This window comes from Marinobacter halophilus (genome assembly GCF_003007685.1).
Lineage (GTDB): Bacteria > Pseudomonadota > Gammaproteobacteria > Pseudomonadales > Oleiphilaceae > Marinobacter > Marinobacter halophilus.
Genome location: NZ_PXNN01000013.1, coordinates 359,537 through 374,910, shown reverse-complemented (window position 1 = coordinate 374,910; position 15,374 = coordinate 359,537). Strand labels below are relative to the sequence as shown.

Annotated in this window: 19 protein-coding genes and 1 pseudogene; 11 read left to right on the top strand and 9 right to left on the bottom strand. The window is 56.6% G+C overall.

Annotation, left to right across the window (positions count from 1 at the left end):
• The first annotated feature begins 19 nt into the window (after positions 1-19).
• Entirely contained in the window at positions 20-745 is a 726-nt protein-coding gene (locus C7H08_RS11630) for a DnaJ domain-containing protein (RefSeq protein ID WP_106671984.1), read from the top strand.
• Here the strand turns inward: C7H08_RS11630 and C7H08_RS11625 are convergent.
• Entirely contained in the window at positions 723-1,559 is an 837-nt protein-coding gene (locus C7H08_RS11625) for a hypothetical protein (RefSeq protein WP_106671983.1), read from the bottom strand. The two genes, C7H08_RS11630 and C7H08_RS11625, sit on opposite strands and share 23 nt — an antisense overlap.
• An 84-nt stretch (positions 1,560-1,643) precedes the next feature.
• Positions 1,644-2,186: an SGNH/GDSL hydrolase family protein gene (locus C7H08_RS11620; protein ID WP_106671981.1), complete on the bottom strand. Its 543-nt coding sequence runs from the start codon at positions 2,184-2,186 to the stop codon at positions 1,644-1,646.
• A 426-nt stretch (positions 2,187-2,612) separates the two neighbouring features.
• Between C7H08_RS11620 and C7H08_RS11615 the strand changes: the two genes are divergently transcribed.
• The 4 genes from C7H08_RS11615 (at position 2,613) to C7H08_RS11600 (ending at position 4,300) form a co-directional block, all read left to right on the top strand.
• The gene (locus tag C7H08_RS11615; protein ID WP_106671979.1) at positions 2,613-2,891 is read left to right on the top strand and encodes an Rdx family protein; all 279 of its coding nucleotides are present in this window, start codon (positions 2,613-2,615) and stop codon (positions 2,889-2,891) included.
• Positions 2,892-3,000: 109 nt separating this feature from the next.
• Entirely contained in the window at positions 3,001-3,345 is a 345-nt protein-coding gene (locus tag C7H08_RS11610) for a PBPRA1643 family SWIM/SEC-C metal-binding motif protein (protein WP_106671977.1), read from the top strand.
• Between the two features lie 28 nt (positions 3,346-3,373).
• Complete coding sequence (locus tag C7H08_RS11605) at positions 3,374-3,805, top strand: DUF3010 family protein (protein ID WP_106672105.1); 432 nt, start codon at positions 3,374-3,376, stop codon at positions 3,803-3,805.
• Between the two features lie 36 nt (positions 3,806-3,841).
• Positions 3,842-4,300 (top strand): DUF4112 domain-containing protein, encoded by a 459-nt coding sequence (locus C7H08_RS11600; protein ID WP_106671975.1) that lies wholly within the window; start codon positions 3,842-3,844, stop codon positions 4,298-4,300.
• On the opposite strand, the gene C7H08_RS11595 is transcribed toward C7H08_RS11600, so the two are convergent.
• Positions 4,290-5,318, bottom strand: coding sequence for an AraC family transcriptional regulator (locus C7H08_RS11595; RefSeq protein ID WP_106671973.1), 1,029 nt, complete (start codon positions 5,316-5,318; stop codon positions 4,290-4,292). The genes C7H08_RS11600 and C7H08_RS11595 overlap by 11 nt on opposite strands.
• Before the next feature lie 131 nt (positions 5,319-5,449).
• Between C7H08_RS11595 and C7H08_RS11590 the strand changes: the two genes are divergently transcribed.
• The gene (locus C7H08_RS11590; protein WP_106671971.1) at positions 5,450-7,189 is read left to right on the top strand and encodes an N-acyl-D-amino-acid deacylase family protein; all 1,740 of its coding nucleotides are present in this window, start codon (positions 5,450-5,452) and stop codon (positions 7,187-7,189) included.
• Positions 7,190-7,317: 128 nt separating this feature from the next.
• On the top strand, positions 7,318-8,013 hold the full coding sequence (gene mtgA, locus C7H08_RS11585) for a monofunctional biosynthetic peptidoglycan transglycosylase (RefSeq protein WP_106671969.1): 696 nt from the start codon (positions 7,318-7,320) through the stop codon (positions 8,011-8,013).
• Positions 8,014-8,029: 16 nt separating this feature from the next.
• Here mtgA and tenA read toward each other — a convergent pair whose 3' ends face one another.
• From tenA to C7H08_RS11565, 4 genes are all read right to left on the bottom strand, one after another.
• Positions 8,030-8,698, bottom strand: a complete 669-nt coding sequence (tenA, locus tag C7H08_RS11580; protein ID WP_106671968.1) for a thiaminase II — start codon at positions 8,696-8,698, stop codon at positions 8,030-8,032.
• 46 nt (positions 8,699-8,744) lie between these two features.
• Positions 8,745-9,314: an NnrU family protein gene (locus C7H08_RS11575; protein WP_106671966.1), complete on the bottom strand. Its 570-nt coding sequence runs from the start codon at positions 9,312-9,314 to the stop codon at positions 8,745-8,747.
• Between the two features lie 216 nt (positions 9,315-9,530).
• Positions 9,531-10,067, bottom strand: coding sequence for an RNA 2',3'-cyclic phosphodiesterase (gene thpR, locus C7H08_RS11570; protein ID WP_106671965.1), 537 nt, complete (start codon positions 10,065-10,067; stop codon positions 9,531-9,533).
• A 7-nt stretch (positions 10,068-10,074) separates the two neighbouring features.
• Positions 10,075-10,287 carry a penicillin-binding protein gene (locus C7H08_RS11565; protein ID WP_106671963.1) on the bottom strand — a complete coding sequence of 71 codons (213 nt, stop codon included), beginning with the start codon at positions 10,285-10,287 and terminating at the stop codon, positions 10,075-10,077.
• Positions 10,288-10,443: 156 nt separating this feature from the next.
• Between C7H08_RS11565 and C7H08_RS11560 the strand changes: the two genes are divergently transcribed.
• Genes C7H08_RS11560 through C7H08_RS11550 form a run of 3 tightly spaced genes read left to right on the top strand, consistent with a single transcriptional unit; the run spans position 10,444 to position 13,621 of the window.
• Positions 10,444-10,644: a DUF1656 domain-containing protein gene (locus tag C7H08_RS11560; RefSeq protein WP_106671961.1), complete on the top strand. Its 201-nt coding sequence runs from the start codon at positions 10,444-10,446 to the stop codon at positions 10,642-10,644.
• A gap of 9 nt (positions 10,645-10,653) precedes the next feature.
• Positions 10,654-11,514, top strand: a complete 861-nt coding sequence (locus C7H08_RS11555; protein WP_106671959.1) for an efflux RND transporter periplasmic adaptor subunit — start codon at positions 10,654-10,656, stop codon at positions 11,512-11,514.
• A 13-nt stretch (positions 11,515-11,527) separates the two neighbouring features.
• Positions 11,528-13,621, top strand: coding sequence for an FUSC family protein (locus tag C7H08_RS11550; RefSeq protein ID WP_106671957.1), 2,094 nt, complete (start codon positions 11,528-11,530; stop codon positions 13,619-13,621).
• 51 nt (positions 13,622-13,672) lie between these two features.
• Here C7H08_RS11550 and C7H08_RS11545 read toward each other — a convergent pair whose 3' ends face one another.
• Both C7H08_RS11545 and C7H08_RS11540 read right to left on the bottom strand, forming a co-directional pair.
• Positions 13,673-13,864: a CsbD family protein gene (locus C7H08_RS11545; protein ID WP_106671956.1), complete on the bottom strand. Its 192-nt coding sequence runs from the start codon at positions 13,862-13,864 to the stop codon at positions 13,673-13,675.
• A gap of 279 nt (positions 13,865-14,143) precedes the next feature.
• Positions 14,144-14,248: pseudogene (locus tag C7H08_RS11540) on the bottom strand (zinc-binding dehydrogenase); the annotation flags it as partial.
• A 100-nt stretch (positions 14,249-14,348) separates the two neighbouring features.
• On the opposite strand from C7H08_RS11540, the gene C7H08_RS11535 reads away from it, so the two are divergent.
• Positions 14,349-15,299, top strand: a complete 951-nt coding sequence (locus C7H08_RS11535) for a homocysteine S-methyltransferase family protein (protein ID WP_106671954.1) — start codon at positions 14,349-14,351, stop codon at positions 15,297-15,299.
• Positions 15,300-15,374 lie beyond the last annotated feature (75 nt).

Sequence of the window (15,374 nt, the reverse complement as noted above, 5' to 3'; positions counted from 1 at the left end):
ATCAGCCCGGGGTCTCTAAGTGCCACTAATTACCTTATTGGTTATCGTACTGTCGGTCGTTGCGTGGGTCTGGCTGCGCAATCAGCCAGCCAGTCAACGCAAGCCGGCGATGATCAAACTGGCGTTGATGGCCGGTATCGGGTTGGCGGCTGTGCTGGCCGTGACCGGCAGGTTGCACTTTCTGGTTGCGTTGCTGGCGGGCCTTTTCCCGCTGTTGCGACGGGTGCTGCCCTCGATACTGTCGGGAGGCACTGCGGGTCGAGCGAAGGCCAAACCGGGAAACCAGTCTCATGTCTCCAGCGACATTCTCGAGATGAGTCTGGACCATGACTCCGAAACCATGACCGGCAACATCCTGAAAGGCCCCATGGCTGGCCGGGCACTGGCGGATCTGGGTGAGAGCGAATTCATCGAGCTGCTACGATACTGCCGAGAACAGGACGAAGACTCTGCGCGGCTGCTGGAAACCTATCTTGATCGCCGGTTTGGAGACTCTTGGCGCGCTGACGATCAGGCGGATGCTGGCCGGGCGGAATCCGGTGCCAGCAACAGCGATAGTGCCAACGCCGGCGGCCCGCTGACCGACAGCGAAGCCCAGGATATTCTTGGTGTGGAGCCCGGCGCCAGCCGGGAAGAGATCATCCAGGCGCACCGCCGGATGATGCAGAAAATGCACCCGGACCGTGGTGGCAGTAATTATCTGGCTGCTCGGGTTAATGAAGCTAAAGAGCGCCTGCTGAGCTAAAGCGCGACCGCCGATAGCTGTCGGGTATCTGGTACTCGCTCCTTGAGTGAGCTTCCGTTGATACAGATACCACTTCCATCGAAGCCTCGGAGCTATAGAGCTCAAGGTTGGGGATTACTTTTATCGCCAGCATGCCCTGGTGTGCAGCCAGCGCCATGGGGTTGCCGGTGACCGGAAATGGAATCGGCCCGGTGTCAGCCTGCTCTACAATGTCAAAAAACTCGGCAAGTTCGGCAAAGAAGGCGGCTAAAACCGGACCATGGGCAAAGGCCTCAGTGTTAGCAAGGCACGCGGTGCCGAGCAATTGGTCGCCATCACTGTGATGCGCTATCAGGTTGTGCCACTGGCATTTGATCCCGGCAAACTCGCCATCAATGTTTTGTGCCACGAAGTCATCCACATGACTCACCGCCTTCTTGCCAGCACGGGCAAACAGCTGTCCAAACCGGAGCATGGAGAGGTCTCGTTCTTCTTCGGGTAAACAGGCAATGCTTGCTTCGAATTTGGCGACTTCGCTGGCGAGCCGGTCTGCAAAAAGATGGACTTCGGTCTGGCTGATGAGTTGGGCAACCTGACGGTCATGGTCCAGTAACCACAATTCTTTGGTGTCTGAGTCATAGAGCGAGTTCAGTTGGTTGTTCTCGGAGACCGAAGCGACAAATGCACTGCCAATCATCGTGCGTGTTTTGATGCGCTCGCCACCAACGGTTTGCTCTATCGTTAACTGGGTTATGGGTGGTTCAGCCATGGCGGGCGTAGCCGGTAGGATAAAGCCGAGGATTAAAAAGCGTGCGAGCTTTGCAAATGACAGCATGTCGATTACCTGAGAAAAAGACAACCTGCTCATAATTTGACGATCTGTGAGGGCGGCCAGCGTTGCGGTGACCGCCCTTACAGGTTAGCTCAACGACGGTTTGGAGTTCACGACAAAGCGGCGCCCCCACAACCCGATGATGCCCAGCAAGAGCAGAGTCAGGGTCATTGGTTCCGGCACTTTGGCAATGGACTTGCCGCTCAGTAGAAGCTGATAGGCCTGGTTGCCCAGGTAGCTGTGAGCCGCTGTGGTTGGGTGAATTTCGTCCCAGAACACGAAGTCGCCCGGGTTGGCGCAGCTGCGCTCCGTACCAAAAAATACCGACCGGCACTCTCCGGTGGTGTTGGTGAACCCGAAGGCAGTCGGGTCGGTAAGCAGATCGTTAAACAGGCCGAACACGTCGAAATAAAAAATGTCCGCATCGGTGGTTTTGTTCAGTTCGTACAGCCCCTGTTCCAGGCCCTGGTTCCAGGCCATCGAAACCTCGGTGCCGGAGGTGCTGTTCGGGGTGGTACGGAACTCAGGAATGCTGCCAAGATCAGGCAGGTTTGGGACCAATAAGGTGGTTACGCCGTTGTCCAGCAAGCCACCCAGCATGCCAGACCGGGCCATTACTGAACCGGCCATTCGGCCCGTAGCCAGCCAACGCTGCGATTGGCCCGAACGAGCCCAAAGGTACCTGGCTTCGGGTATTGCCGGTATCCGAGAGGCTGTCCCCGAAAACGTAGATGTCACTGAAACTGAGTGGGCCGGCGCCAACGGAGACACTCGTTAAAGCCAGAGACGCAGACACAATGAGCGAGGCGCCCAGATTCTTACCGTTTTTAGTCGTCATTGTTATTTACCTTCTGTGTTTTGTGTTTTTTGTTCTATCAAGGTATCGAGATATAGTTGGAGCAAGATAGGGACCAGTGACGGAATTAGCGGGGGTTTGCAGGAGGTTGCGTAAACGTGGCGTTACAACGTCGGGCTATTCCGGATGAGTGTGTAAATTTGCTGGACAATGTTGCGCTTTGGCGGTCGCGAGCAATGAACTGATTACGAGGAACCCATATGAACACCCGAATAACGCTTCACTACTGCACCGGTTGTAACTGGATGCTCCGGACCACCTGGATGGCGCAGGAATTGTTGAGCACCTTTAATGGCATGATCGATGAGCTCACGCTCAAGCCGGGTACTGGCGGTATCTTTGAAGTCTACGTGAACGACACCCGTATCTGGTCCCGTAAGGAGCAGGGAGGTTTTCCGGATATCAAGCAGTTAAAGCAGCTGGTTCGCGACCAGATCGCGCCGGAGCACTCGCTGGGGCATTCTGATCGGGGGAATTAAACACTTATCCCTATATATCAAATCTTGTAAGCGTGCTAAAACGTCCCCGCCCAGCGGTAACCAGTGTTTTGGGGTGCTCGGGTACTCTTCCGTTCATCAGGATTTCAGCATGTCAGACAAATTTTTCTTTAAAGGCCGGCAAGACGCGCGTCAGCACCACACCGCTCATGGCGGTTTCAAGACCAACGCCAGTCAGAAGAGTGGTAGCAAGAAATTCCCGCTAACGCTGGTGGTGACCAGTGAAGCGCGCAAGCAAGAGATCGAAGCCCAAGTGGCTGAGGCCGGGCTGCATGCGAACATTACGGTGGATACCCGCGAAGGCGCGGTTGAATCCATCGCCGAGCTGACTGTGCTTCTGAACAAAGCCGCGACCGTCACCACGACGAAATTGCCGTCTCGCAACGATCCGTGCAGTTGCGGCAGTGGCCTGAAATTCAAGAAATGCTGTGGCTGAAGGCAAGGCGAGTAAAGAGAGCAATGCTATGATTATTTGTGGAGTTGAACTGAGCGGCAGCGATGCGGTGCTGTGTTTGCTCAAGCTGGACCGGGGCCAGGTCAGCCTGCCGGAGTGTAAGGTGCGTAAGCTGTCGCTGAGCAAAAACCACACCCGCGAAGACCTGAAGCAGTTCCAGGCGGCGTTTGCAGAGTTGATGGCGGAGCACGAGGTGACCAGCGTCGCGATCAAGGAGCGGATGCCGAAAGGTAAGTTTGCCGGTGGCGCCATCAGCTTCAAGCTGGAGGCGACCATTCAGCTGATTGCCGATGCCGAGCTGGAAGTGACGTTGCTGCCACCCGCGCTGATTAAATCCACGCTGGCGGCCAACCCGCTGCCGATTCCGTTTGCCGAGACCGGGTTAAAGATTTTTCAGGAAACCGCTTTTACCGCCGCGTATGTGGGGCTGATGGCGAAATAACCGGGAATCATTCGGTCAACTGCGTTTGGAGATGAGATGGCGAAGCAACCCACCGAAGCCCAGCAACGGGCAACGCTAAAACGGCTCGAGAAATTCAGCCGCTTCACGGATAGCAGCATTGGTGTTCCTTTCACCCGCTTCAAGTTCGGGGTGGAAGCGATTATCGGCCTGGTGCCAGTGGTGGGCGACTTTGTTGGCCTGGTGTTGTCGAGCTATGTGCTGGTTGAGGCGCAGCGAGCGGGTGCCAGCAAGACCGTCAAACGGCGCATGCTGCGCAATATGGTGATCGACTTTCTGGGTGGCCTGCTGCCCGTGGTAGGGGATGCCTTTGATGCCATCTACAAAGCCAACACCCGTAATACCGGCTTGCTGAGAAATTATCTGGAGCAACAGCTTGCGGTTGAACCCACTCCGCCGCCGTTCCCCTGGAAGGTGCTGATTGGCTTGTCGATTTTCATTGCGGTGATGGCTGGCTGGATAGCGCTTATTTGGTGACCTGCTGCCTTGTCTCCGTCTTGCGCCAGGCCAGCGGCGCAACTCCCATCGCCTTTCTGAAAGCGTGAGAAAAACCACTGACATCACTGTAACCGAGTATCTCGGATAACAGGGTAATGTCCATGGCGCTGGACTGCAGATGCCAGCAGGCCGATTTCATGCGCAGATCGTTGACCAGCTCCTTGAAGGTGACATCGTGCTGCTTCAGTTGCCGTTGCAGGGTGCGTTTGTTCAGCCCCAGTAATCTGGCCATGTTGTCGATCGTGGCTTCCTGCATGCCCAGCGTTTGCTGTATCAGCAGGCTCACCTGCTGCACCACATCCAGTTCGTTGTCTTGAATCAATTCCCTGAGATAGGTCAGGGCGGCGCGTTTGATGGCGTCGTTCTGACTTCTCTGGGGTTCGTCCAGCAGCCGGGTCTCCAGCCAGAGCGCATCGCATTCGTGGTTGAAGCTGACGTCGGTCTTGAAGTGCTTGCGGTAGGTGCCGAGGGGAGAAAGCGGGGCATGGCTGAACTCCAGCCGGACAAAGCGGAAACCCGGCCGGACCAATACCCGGCACAGCTGATAGCAGGCGCTCAGGGCCAGCTCCCGATATTGTCGGGTATCGGTGATGTCGTAGAAGTTTTCGTAGCGCTGCAGGGCAGTAACGGCGCCGTGGCTGTGGTAATCCCAGTACTCGGACTGGTTGTGGAAACACATGAAACTGCGGGCCGAGTGCAGTGCCTCCCGCGGCGTTCGGCAATGCTGCAGTACCACCCCCAGCGGGCCGAGGATGCCGAAGTCCTGGCTGGCCCCCAGGCGCAAGCCAAAATCCGCGCAACCGAGCGTGCTTGCGCTGGTTTCCAGCAGTTGCACCAGGTCGCGGATGTTCATGAGCTGGAGGTCGTTTTTCAGGGCCTCAGGGGACAATCCAAAGTCTGCCAGCAGGCGCTCGGGGTTGCCGCCCAGCTCTGCGACCAACCGATCAAAGCCTTTCAGGGCGCTGGTTCGAATCTGGTACTCAATGTTCGCCGTCATGTCACAAGGCCATCCAAGTGGTGTTGGTCTATCCTGAGAGAGCTGTCACGAAATAACAAGAATGAACCCGGAGTCCGTCGTAGTCTGGCAAGCATCCACACAACAACAAGATCTGAAAAGGAACGAACACGATGGCTCACTACGACGTTCTCATCGAGGGTGGCCGCTACTTCGACGGCACCGGCGCTGCGTCTTCCATCCGCCATCTGGCGATCAAAGATGGCCGGATCGCCAGGGTGACGGAGGAACCCATTGACCATGGCCAGGCCGATCGGGTGATTGATGCCACTGGCAAATGGGTTACGCCGGGCTTTCTGGATACCCACACTCATTACGACGCCGAATTGCTGGTGAGCCCGAGCCTGTCCGAATCAGTGCGCCATGGCGTAACCACGGTGCTGGTGGGCAGCTGTTCCCTGAGTATGATTTGCAGCGATTACGAAGACGCTTCTGACATTTTTACCCGGGTAGAGACGGTGCCGCGGGAGCGGGTATTGCCGATTCTGAAGGCCCACAAAACCTGGTCGACACCCAAGCAGTGGGTGGAGCATGTAAAGACAGTGCCGCTTGGCCCCAACGTCATCAGTTTTCTGGGGCACAGCGACCTGCGGGTTGGCGTGATGGGCCTGAGCCGGGCCACGGACCTGGCCATTCAACCCAGCGACGACGAGATGCAGGCCATGGAGGCGCACCTCAAGGAAGCGCTGAACGCCGGGTTTCTGGGGCTGTCGACCATGTGCCTGAAGTGGGACAAAGTGGACGGTGACCGGGAATGGTCCAAGAGCCTGCCCAGCACCTATGCCCGGTGGAGTGAAATCGCCCAACTGAACAAGCTGGTGCGTCAGTACGGCCGGGTGCATCAGGGCGCCCCGAATGCGGCGACACCGTTGCAGATTCTGCAGTACGTGCGGGAGTGCCTGGGCTGGTTGCGCCGGCCCCTGAAAACCACGCTGATCAGCCAGATGGATCTTAAGGGCAGCGCCTATCTGACCAACCTCACCAAACTGACCTCCATCTTTACCAATGCGTTACGCGGTGATTTTCGCTGGCAGGTGTTGCCCACGCCATTCACGGTCTATGCCGATGGCATCGACGTGGTGTTCTTCGAGGAGTTCGGCGCCGGTGAAATGGCGCTGGACCTGAAAGACGCCGTCGAGCGCAATGAGCTGCTGAAAGACGAGACCTACCGCCGCAAGTTCCGCAAATTCTACGGCGAAAAACTGAGCCCCCGGGTGTGGCAGCGGGACTTTGGCGACGCCATGATCATCGATTGCCCGGACGAATCACTGATCGGCAAGAATTTTGAAGAAGTGGCCAGGGCGCGCGGCATTCATGTGGTGGATCTGTTCCTGGATCTGGTGGTGGAGTTTGGCAAGAAGATCCGCTGGTACACCACCGTAGGCAATCATCGTAAGCAGGTGCTCAAACGCATCGTCAAAGACCCGCGCTCACTGATTACGTTCAGTGACGCCGGGGCCCATATCCGCAATATGGCGTTCTATAACCTGCCGCTGCGCATGCTGAAACTGGTGCATGAATCCATTGACGAGGGCGACCCGGTGATGACCATGGAACAGGCCGTGCACCGGTTAACCGGTGATCAGGCCGACTGGTTCGGTGTTGATGCCGGCAAGATCCGCGAGGGCGACCGGGCCGATGTGGTGGTGCTGGACCCGGCAGGCTTTGATCAGAACCTGGAGGCGGTCTCCTGGGGCGAGATGGAAAACTTTGATCTGCAGCGACTGGTCAACCGCAACCCGGGCATTGTGAAAACTGTGCTGATCAACGGCAAGCTGGCGGTGGATGACGAGCAACTGTCGCCGGCTCTGGGGCAGGAGATGGGCTACGGTGCGTTTATTCCAGCCCGATAAGCTGAATACTGGCGCCCGCAGCGGCCTGCTTTCCATATGGTAACCGCCAAACCCTGTTGTGTCGGCTAACATGTGTTGTTCTTTCAATGCATGTTCAAGTCCATCCAGCATGGGGTAGGTGTTCACCAATGGCCAAAGCGTCTCTTGTTCGCAAATCCCTGCGTGTTGTTGCGCTGACGTTCGTTGGCCTGATTGCGCTGGTGTTGCTGGTGATTCTGCTGTTCCGGTTTGTGAATCCGCCGACCTCGGCTTTCATGCTGGGCTATCTGATGGAGAGCCCCAGGCAGTCGCTGAAACACGAGTGGGTGCCCATGTCGGAGATTTCGCCATGGATGTCGCTGGCGGTGGTGGCCAGTGAGGATCAGCGATTCCCCCATCACCGGGGCGTGGATGTGGATGCCATCCGCAAGGCAGTGTCGGAATACAAGGCCGGTGAGGGGCTGCGGGGTGCCAGCACCATCACCCAGCAAACCGCCAAAAACCTCTTCCTCTGGAACGATCGCAGCTTCGTCCGCAAGGTCATTGAAGCCGGCCTGGCTGTGACCATCAATGGCCTGTGGCCCAAACAACGGGTGCTGGAGGTGTATCTGAACATCGCCGAATTCGGGCCCGGCATCTACGGCGTAGAGGCAGCCAGCCAGGCCTACTTCGGCAAACCGGCCCGCCACCTCTCCCAGGCTCAGGCCGCCCGCCTGGCGGCGGTGTTGCCCAACCCCAACGTGTTGAGTGTTAACTCGCCCTCGGCCTATGTGCAGGACCGGGTGGTCTGGATACAGCGGCAAATGGATCAGCTGCCCGGGCTTAGGTACCTTGAGGGGCTTTAGTCGCGTTTCCGTGCCATCAATCGCTCAGGTGCAGCCCCATATCCCAGAAATCGATCTCAAGCCGGGTGGCATCGCGGAAAACGCGGGTGAGTTGTTCGAATCGTGTTGGTGACACATCCCCCAGTCGCTCATTGAGCCAGCGGATCTCTGCCTGCATGGCGTCCTGGAACTCGTCGCTTTCGTACATGGCGATCCAGGCATCGTAGGGGTTGCTGTCGCCACGAATCGTCTGTGCACGGTTGTTCAGCCAGTTGGCGATCTCGCCGTAACCGACCATGCAGGGTGACAGTGCCACGTGCAGATCGAGCAGATCACCCCGGTTGCCGGTGTCGAGCACATAGCGCGTGTAGGCGAGGGTGGCGCGAGCTTCCGGCAGGTTGGCAAGCTCCTCTTCTGAAATGCCCCATGCGTTGCAGTAGCTGATGTGTAAATCCAGCTCGACATCCACGATGGCCTGTAAGCCTTCCTTCGCTTGCCTGAGGTCAGACAGTGTCGGGCTTTTGTAGGCGGCCAGGGCATAAGCGCGGGCGAACTGAATCAGGAACAGGTAGTCCTGTTTGAGGTAGTGCTGAAAGGCTTCCGGAGCAAGAGAACCATCGCCCAGTTGCCGCACGAAACCATGCTCGATATACGCCTGCCATTCGGCTTGACAGGCGTGCTTCAGGTCTTCGAATTGATAGGGCATGTTATCTCCTTGGCCTCTTCGATTTTCTTGGTCTGGCTGCGCCACATTACATCGGCGCTACCCCGAACAACCACCGGTGTGCCCACATCACCATCACAACATACACCGCCAAACCGCCTGCGATGGCAATGAGATCGTTTGCCCTGCTTGCGGGCAGTGCGGGGATGGGGCGCTGGGTTCTGCGCTTCATCGAAATGCGGTCTGCAATCGCCCAGGCAAGAAAAGAGCCAAACAGCAGTACGTCATGCAGCATGCCGTTGGCCAGAAGGTGGGCCAGCGCCCAGAGTTTGACGGCGGCCAGCATGGGGTGACCGATCTTTGCCTTGATCCGGCCTGGGAAGTAAGTTGCGAACAGCAACGGGAATACCGGAATCAGCAGTAGCAGGGACACGTGCCGGAGCCAGGTGGGCGGTATGTACAGAACCGTCGGGTCAAGGCGCGCCGCACCGTAGCCCCATATTATTAACAGCAGGCCGGCGAGGGAGGCGAGAGAGTAGAGTACCTTGAATGCAGCCTCGCCCATGGACGCATGCAGTCGGTCTCTCAGTGATTCGTTCGCGATGGATAGGGAATGGACGCCCAGAAACAGAACCAACCCCAGTATCAATAGTGTCATTTGCCAATGCCTCCTTTCATTTGTGAACTGTTTATCCGTTGTCCATCAACGTCTTTAAGTCAAACTGGCCTGGATAGTATAGTCAGGTTCCTCGAGGAACGGATCCGTTGAAGGAGCTTAATTGCGCGCTGCGTCGCCACTTTGTGCAACGTTCTTCGCACTCTGCGCATTCTCCTGTGGTGGCATTCTGCCTGCGCAAGTGACAGGGCAAGATAGTTAATGGGCCAAAACAAACCGCTCAAGCACGGTATAGACCGACCCCTCTGGCCTGGGCGTGCTCTCAAAAAGCACGAAGTCGTTAACCGGTAGTGTGCCGAAGGCTGTGTTTTCGTGGGCCTTCAGCATCGCCGCCACGGAACCCGCTCGGGCTCTGAATCGGCTCAGGGTAATGTGGGGTTTGAAGGGCTGGTTCTTGAGCTTGAACCCGCCACTGATCAGCTGGGCTGCCAGGCTCTGCTGCAGCTCTGACAGCGCTTGCTCCGGGGTTACACCGGCCCAGAGGATTTTCGGATGGTCTGGCGAGCCGAAACAGCCAACGCCCCGCACGTCCAGTTCACACGGCGGGGCGGTGACCTTCCGGGCCAGGTCACAGGCGAGGGCTACCCGGTGTTCGTCCACCTGACCAAGAAAAGCCAGGGTCAGGTGCAACTGCTGTTCGTTCTGCCAGCGGGCCCCGTCTACCGGCTTTTGCACGCGCAGCAGGTCCGGTTTTATGGTCTCTGGAATCTCAAGTCCGAAAAACAGTTTTGGCATGGTCGTCTTAGTAACAGGAGTTCGGTGAGGCGTCCGGATTAATCTCCCCGGCCACTTCTTCTGGATCAATTCCGTGGCCGATCAGTACCTCTCGCACAAAATTCACCTGAGCCAGAATTCGATCGGCATCGTCGCCGTATTCGAACCGGTTGATCTCCACCGGTTGTGGCATGAAGGTGAAGGCGGTTTTCAGGGCATTCAGGGTGTCTTCGTCAGTCATGGGTAATGTACCTCGCAGAGGTTTGTTGTGTCGTATTTTTTTACAAGGCAAGTATAGGCAGGCCTTATTTCGTTAATCTTTATGGTTAAAATAGTCTTTCTGAGGCTAATTGGATCATGATTGTCTATCAGGTGATCACACAACGATAAGGGATGCATGCTTCACGAACTGGGTTTTGGCGGAATGCTGTTCAGTCCATTATTGGTGCTGGTGCCGATGGCGTTTATTCTGAGCGCTGCCACCCGGCTGGCGTTGCATCGTCTGGACCTGCGCCGCTTCATCTGGAAGGAAGCCTGGTTCGATGTCGCCTCGTTCGTGTGCTACCTGGCGATCATTGTTTATCTGTTTGGGGACTAGGGAAGACTCATGGGAAAGCTACTGCGTGTTGGTATTACGTTGTTGGTGGTCGCGATAGCGGTTGTTGCCGGTAGCTGGGTCTGGAACCATTACCTGTATTCGCCATGGACCCGGGACGGAAGGATTCGGGCCGATGTCATCACGATTGCCCCGGATGTTTCAGGCTGGGTCACGCAACTGAGCGTGAAGAACAATCAGGCTGTAAAACAGGGCGATCTGCTCTTCACCATTGACGATACGCGCTATCAGGCGGTGCTTGCGGAAGCCAGAGCGAAGGTCGCACAGAGCCAAAGTGCCCTGGAACTGGCCAGGCACAGGTACCAGAGCCGACAAGGGCTTTCTGACCCTCAGGCCATCAACGAGGAAGACCTGGAAACCTACCGCTTTAATATGGAGTCTGCCAGGGCCGGTCATGAACTCGCCAAAGCGGAGCTGGAGGTGGCACGCATTGATCTGGAGCGCACACAAGTGGTGGCGCCCGCAGACGGCACCGTCAGCAATCTCCATCTGCGCCAAGGCAATTACGTCAATAAAGGGACAGCGGTATTGTCTCAGGTGAAAGCCGACTCGTTTTATGTCACCGGGTACTTTGAAGAAACGAAAATTCAGTTGGTGCAGGTGGGCCAAACCGCCAGGATGACACTGATGGGTGGCGACCGGAAATTGACGGGCACCGTTGTCAGCATTGCCCGGGGGATTGCCGATATCAACACCAGCAGCAACCCCCAGATGCTTCCTCAGGTGCAACAGGCATTCAACTGGGTGCGACTGGCCCAGCGGATTCCGGTGGATATCGCCCTGGACCCGGTGCCGGAGGATATACATCTGAGTGCCGGAATGACGGTTTCGATCAATCTGGACACCGAATAGCGGGCCGGCGCTTATGTCTCTGCACCCTCTCTTGGCGCAACTCCTGACGCCGAACCGATACGCTGTGATCTTTGCTATCAAGGGTGTGGTCGCTATGTCGTTAGCGCTGTTTGTGTCGATGGCCCTGCAGCTGGACCGTCCCTACTGGGCGATGGTTGCGGCGATTTTCCTGCAGATTCGCCCGGAAAGCGGGCTGGTGATCGAAAAAGCGCTTTGCCTGATTGTGGGTTCGGCGGCTGGCGGCGGTTTTGGCATTCTGGTGCTCGCGCTTCTGACGCCGTACCCCCTCCTGGCATTGGGTTCGTTAGCTCTGTGGATTGGCCTGAATTCGGCAGCCTCCTCCATGGTGCACAACCTTAACTATATCTACGCGTTCGCAATGGCGGGGATGACGGCCGGGCTGGTCGTTATTCTGGTGATGGCGGACGCCAGCACAACCAACAGTCAGGCGGTTTTTGCCATCGCCCAGGCCCGGATCAGCGAGGTCGCCACTGGCGCGGTGTGCGCCATGCTGGTCAGCCAGTTGTTATGGCCAGTGACCGTAAAAGAAGGCTTGCGTGTGAATGCTCGCAAGGTGATCAACAAAACCCTGGCCTATCTCACACTGGAGCTGGAGCCCGGAAGCTCCCACGAGCAGCGGCACCAGCACGCGGACGAGATTCTTGAAACCCTGGTGGTACTCAATGACGACTCCAGTGCTGCGACCTATGAAGGTCCGGAAGGCTCCGGTCGGAGCCGGGCCGCTAACTTGTTGTGCAACAAAGTGATGTCACTGCTGGCGGTATCTCAGATTATGGGGCGCTTTCAGAGAAATCATGGGGACCTGGTGTCACCTGCGTTCAGCGAGGTGTTGAGCCAGATGCGGCATTACTTCAGGGAAATCGCGGACGCAGACAGCTACCAGGAAGGTTACCGGCTTGCACAGGTGCTGCGGAGGTCCTTGCTGGAGCAACGAACCGGATTCAGGAATGAGTCCGCCATCGTGACGCGTCTAACCAAGACAGCACTGGAGCTGGTGAGTGATCTGGTGGTGGTTTTGCGGGCCTATAACGCGCTGGAAAGCCATGACCGGACGTTGCTTAAGGCGCCCATGCTGGAAACCCATCGGGACCCTCTGGTTGGCCTGATCAACGGGTTTCGCACGGCCGTGATCTTTGCAATCGGAGCGGTAATCTGGATCCAGACGGCAAGCTCGGCGGCCTTGATGATCATGATCATGCCCGTGGTGTTTGCCGTGATGTTCGCCCGTTTCTCGCTGGCTGAACTGACGCCTATTCTGCGTCGGGTTCTGATGGGCGCAACGGTGGCTATTCCCGTCGCCCTGATTTATGGGTTGGGCTTGTTATCCCGTGCCAGTGGCAATGTCGAACTCCTGATCCTGGTTCTGGCTGGACCTTTTTTCTTTGGCCTGCTGGCCCTTGCCAATCGCCCCACGCTGCCGTACGGGCTGGGCTTTTGTATTCCCTTCACCATTATCACTCAGCCCAGTAACAGCATGGCATTCAATGCCGAAAACGCGGCGAATATTGCACTGGGCCTGTTTGTGGGAATCAGTATTCTCTATTGGGTATTCAAACTGATCACCCCGCCGGGCAGCCGGTTTATGCAGCGCCGCCTGCTTGGGTCAACGGCTCGTGATCTGACCGCCATTGACGATCACGACAATCCGGAAAACTGGTTCAATGGTCGTATGGGGGAGCGCCTGTTGCGGCTGGCCAATTATGATCAGAGCTCTGAGAGTAGCGATCGCTACATGACGGACCTGGGCTTCACCGGGCTTAATTTAGGACATGTATCCATTCGCCTGCGGAAGATGATTCAGGACCATCGAGGCTACGCGGTTGATCGGATTCTGAGTGAGTGGCAGCAGACCCTGGCCGAAACCTACCTGTTAAGCGCCCGGGGTGCGGTGAATCCAGCATTTCGTGAAGTGAGCGCCAGGCTGCTCGAGGCCATTCGTGCCCAAAGAGACCCGGACCAGAAAACGATTACCATCGAAGGTATGTTTGAGCGGCTGGCTCTGACGTTGGAGCGAACCGCCAGAACAGTGGCTGAGGCGACAGGGCAGCCGAAGTTATCTTCTGCAGTGCCCGAACCGCTGGCCTGAGGAGCACAGAATGGGTTCTGTACTCCCCAAGCCAGGAGATGTTAACAACGATTACTTAGTGAGCTTATCCCACTCTTTTTCGGCCTCATCTTTTTTCAAGCCGTACTTTTCCTGGATTTTACCAATAAAGTTCTCTTTGCGACCGTTGATCTCATCGACTTCGTCGTCGGTTAGCTTGCCCCAGTTTTCTTTCACTTTGCCTTTGAACTGCTTCCAGTTGCCTTCCAGAGTATCTTTGTTCATTTCGGTAGTCCTTTTTCCGTCAGATTGGGAAGAACTGAATGCCACAACAGCGCCAATCCGTTTCGCTATTGCGTAACTACTGCGTTCAACGTGCCACACAACAGGATTCCCGACAATAAGGCGGGTTGACATAAACCGTGGCGAGCTGGTTGAGTTATGCTCAAGATATTGAAATATATAAAGTCCTGTGTCTGATTATAAAAGTTTAAGAATTCGGTGAAAGGTTAATGTCGAATTCGGATTGTTGGCTTCGCAGTCATGACGTTCCGTTCGATTCGCTTAAAACTCGAGGCAGATCTTGCCAAAGTGCTTGCCGGGTTCTTCGTAGCGGAACGCATCTGCTATTTCATCCAGCGTAAATGAGCGGTCTATCACCGGGTGCAATGGTAACGGTGTCAGAATGCGGCCATACAGACGACACTCTCTATGAGCACTCTCTGTAGATACTCTCGGCTCTATTTTCAGCACTCACTCGGAGATTTCGATGTTTACTAAAGAAGTTAAAGACAACCGGCGATCCATTGCACTTCTTGACGGTGGTGTTGGCCAGGAAATCTATCGCAGGGCCCGTGATGTCAGTTCGCCGCTATGGTCCGTAGCAGTCATGCTGGAGCAGCCAGAGATTGTCACGGAGGTACATGCGGATTTCATCCGGGCCGGGGCAAAAACGCTGACGCTGAATACCTATGCCGCCACACCAACCCGTCTGCGCAAGCAAGGGTTGCAAGAGCAGATGAAGGTCATTCATCAGCAGGCATTCGTGGCTCTCGAGCGTGCAATTAACGCTACTGGAGTGCAGGTGGATATTGCCGCTTGTCTTCCCCCTTTGACTGCAAGCTATCAGGGCCAGCCTGCCCGTTCTTTTGAGGACGTGCGTGAAGAATACGATACGCTGATTCGGCTGCAGGCCGGGGCCGACGTAGTCCTGATCGAAACCATGACCAACACGCTGGAAGCCCGGGCGGCCTGTGCCGCAGCCAGCGAGCTGGGTAAACCTTTTGGCGTGGCCTTTCGACTTGAAGCGAATGGCCGGCTCAAATCGGGTGAAACCCTGGCGGAAGCGATTGCTGCCGTCGAAGGATATTCGCCCGCTGCGGTGATGTTGAACTGCTGTGACCCTGAACTGGTTACTGGCGCCATGCCGGAACTGGTGAATCTGTATCCGGTTGTTGGAGGTTACGCCAATGCCTTTAAATCTGTAGAAGCCGTGGCCAGCGGTGGCTTGGTGGATGCTTTGGAGGCGCGGCCGGATATCTCTCCAGAAGCCTATGCAGCGCTGGTGCGCCAATGGCTGGCGGATGGTGCCCGTGTTGTTGGCGGGTGTTGTGAGATTACTCCCGGGCACATCGGTTTCCTGGCCGATGCCCTTGCGGGCGAATTCAATGTTGTTCGCTTTTCGCAGTTGGGCTTTTACAGTCCTTTTGAAGGTGATTGATCGTTAATAAGACGACATCCCGTCTCGACCAGGCGGGCGGGAATGAGGTTCTTCCCACCCTTGGCCGCACCGAAG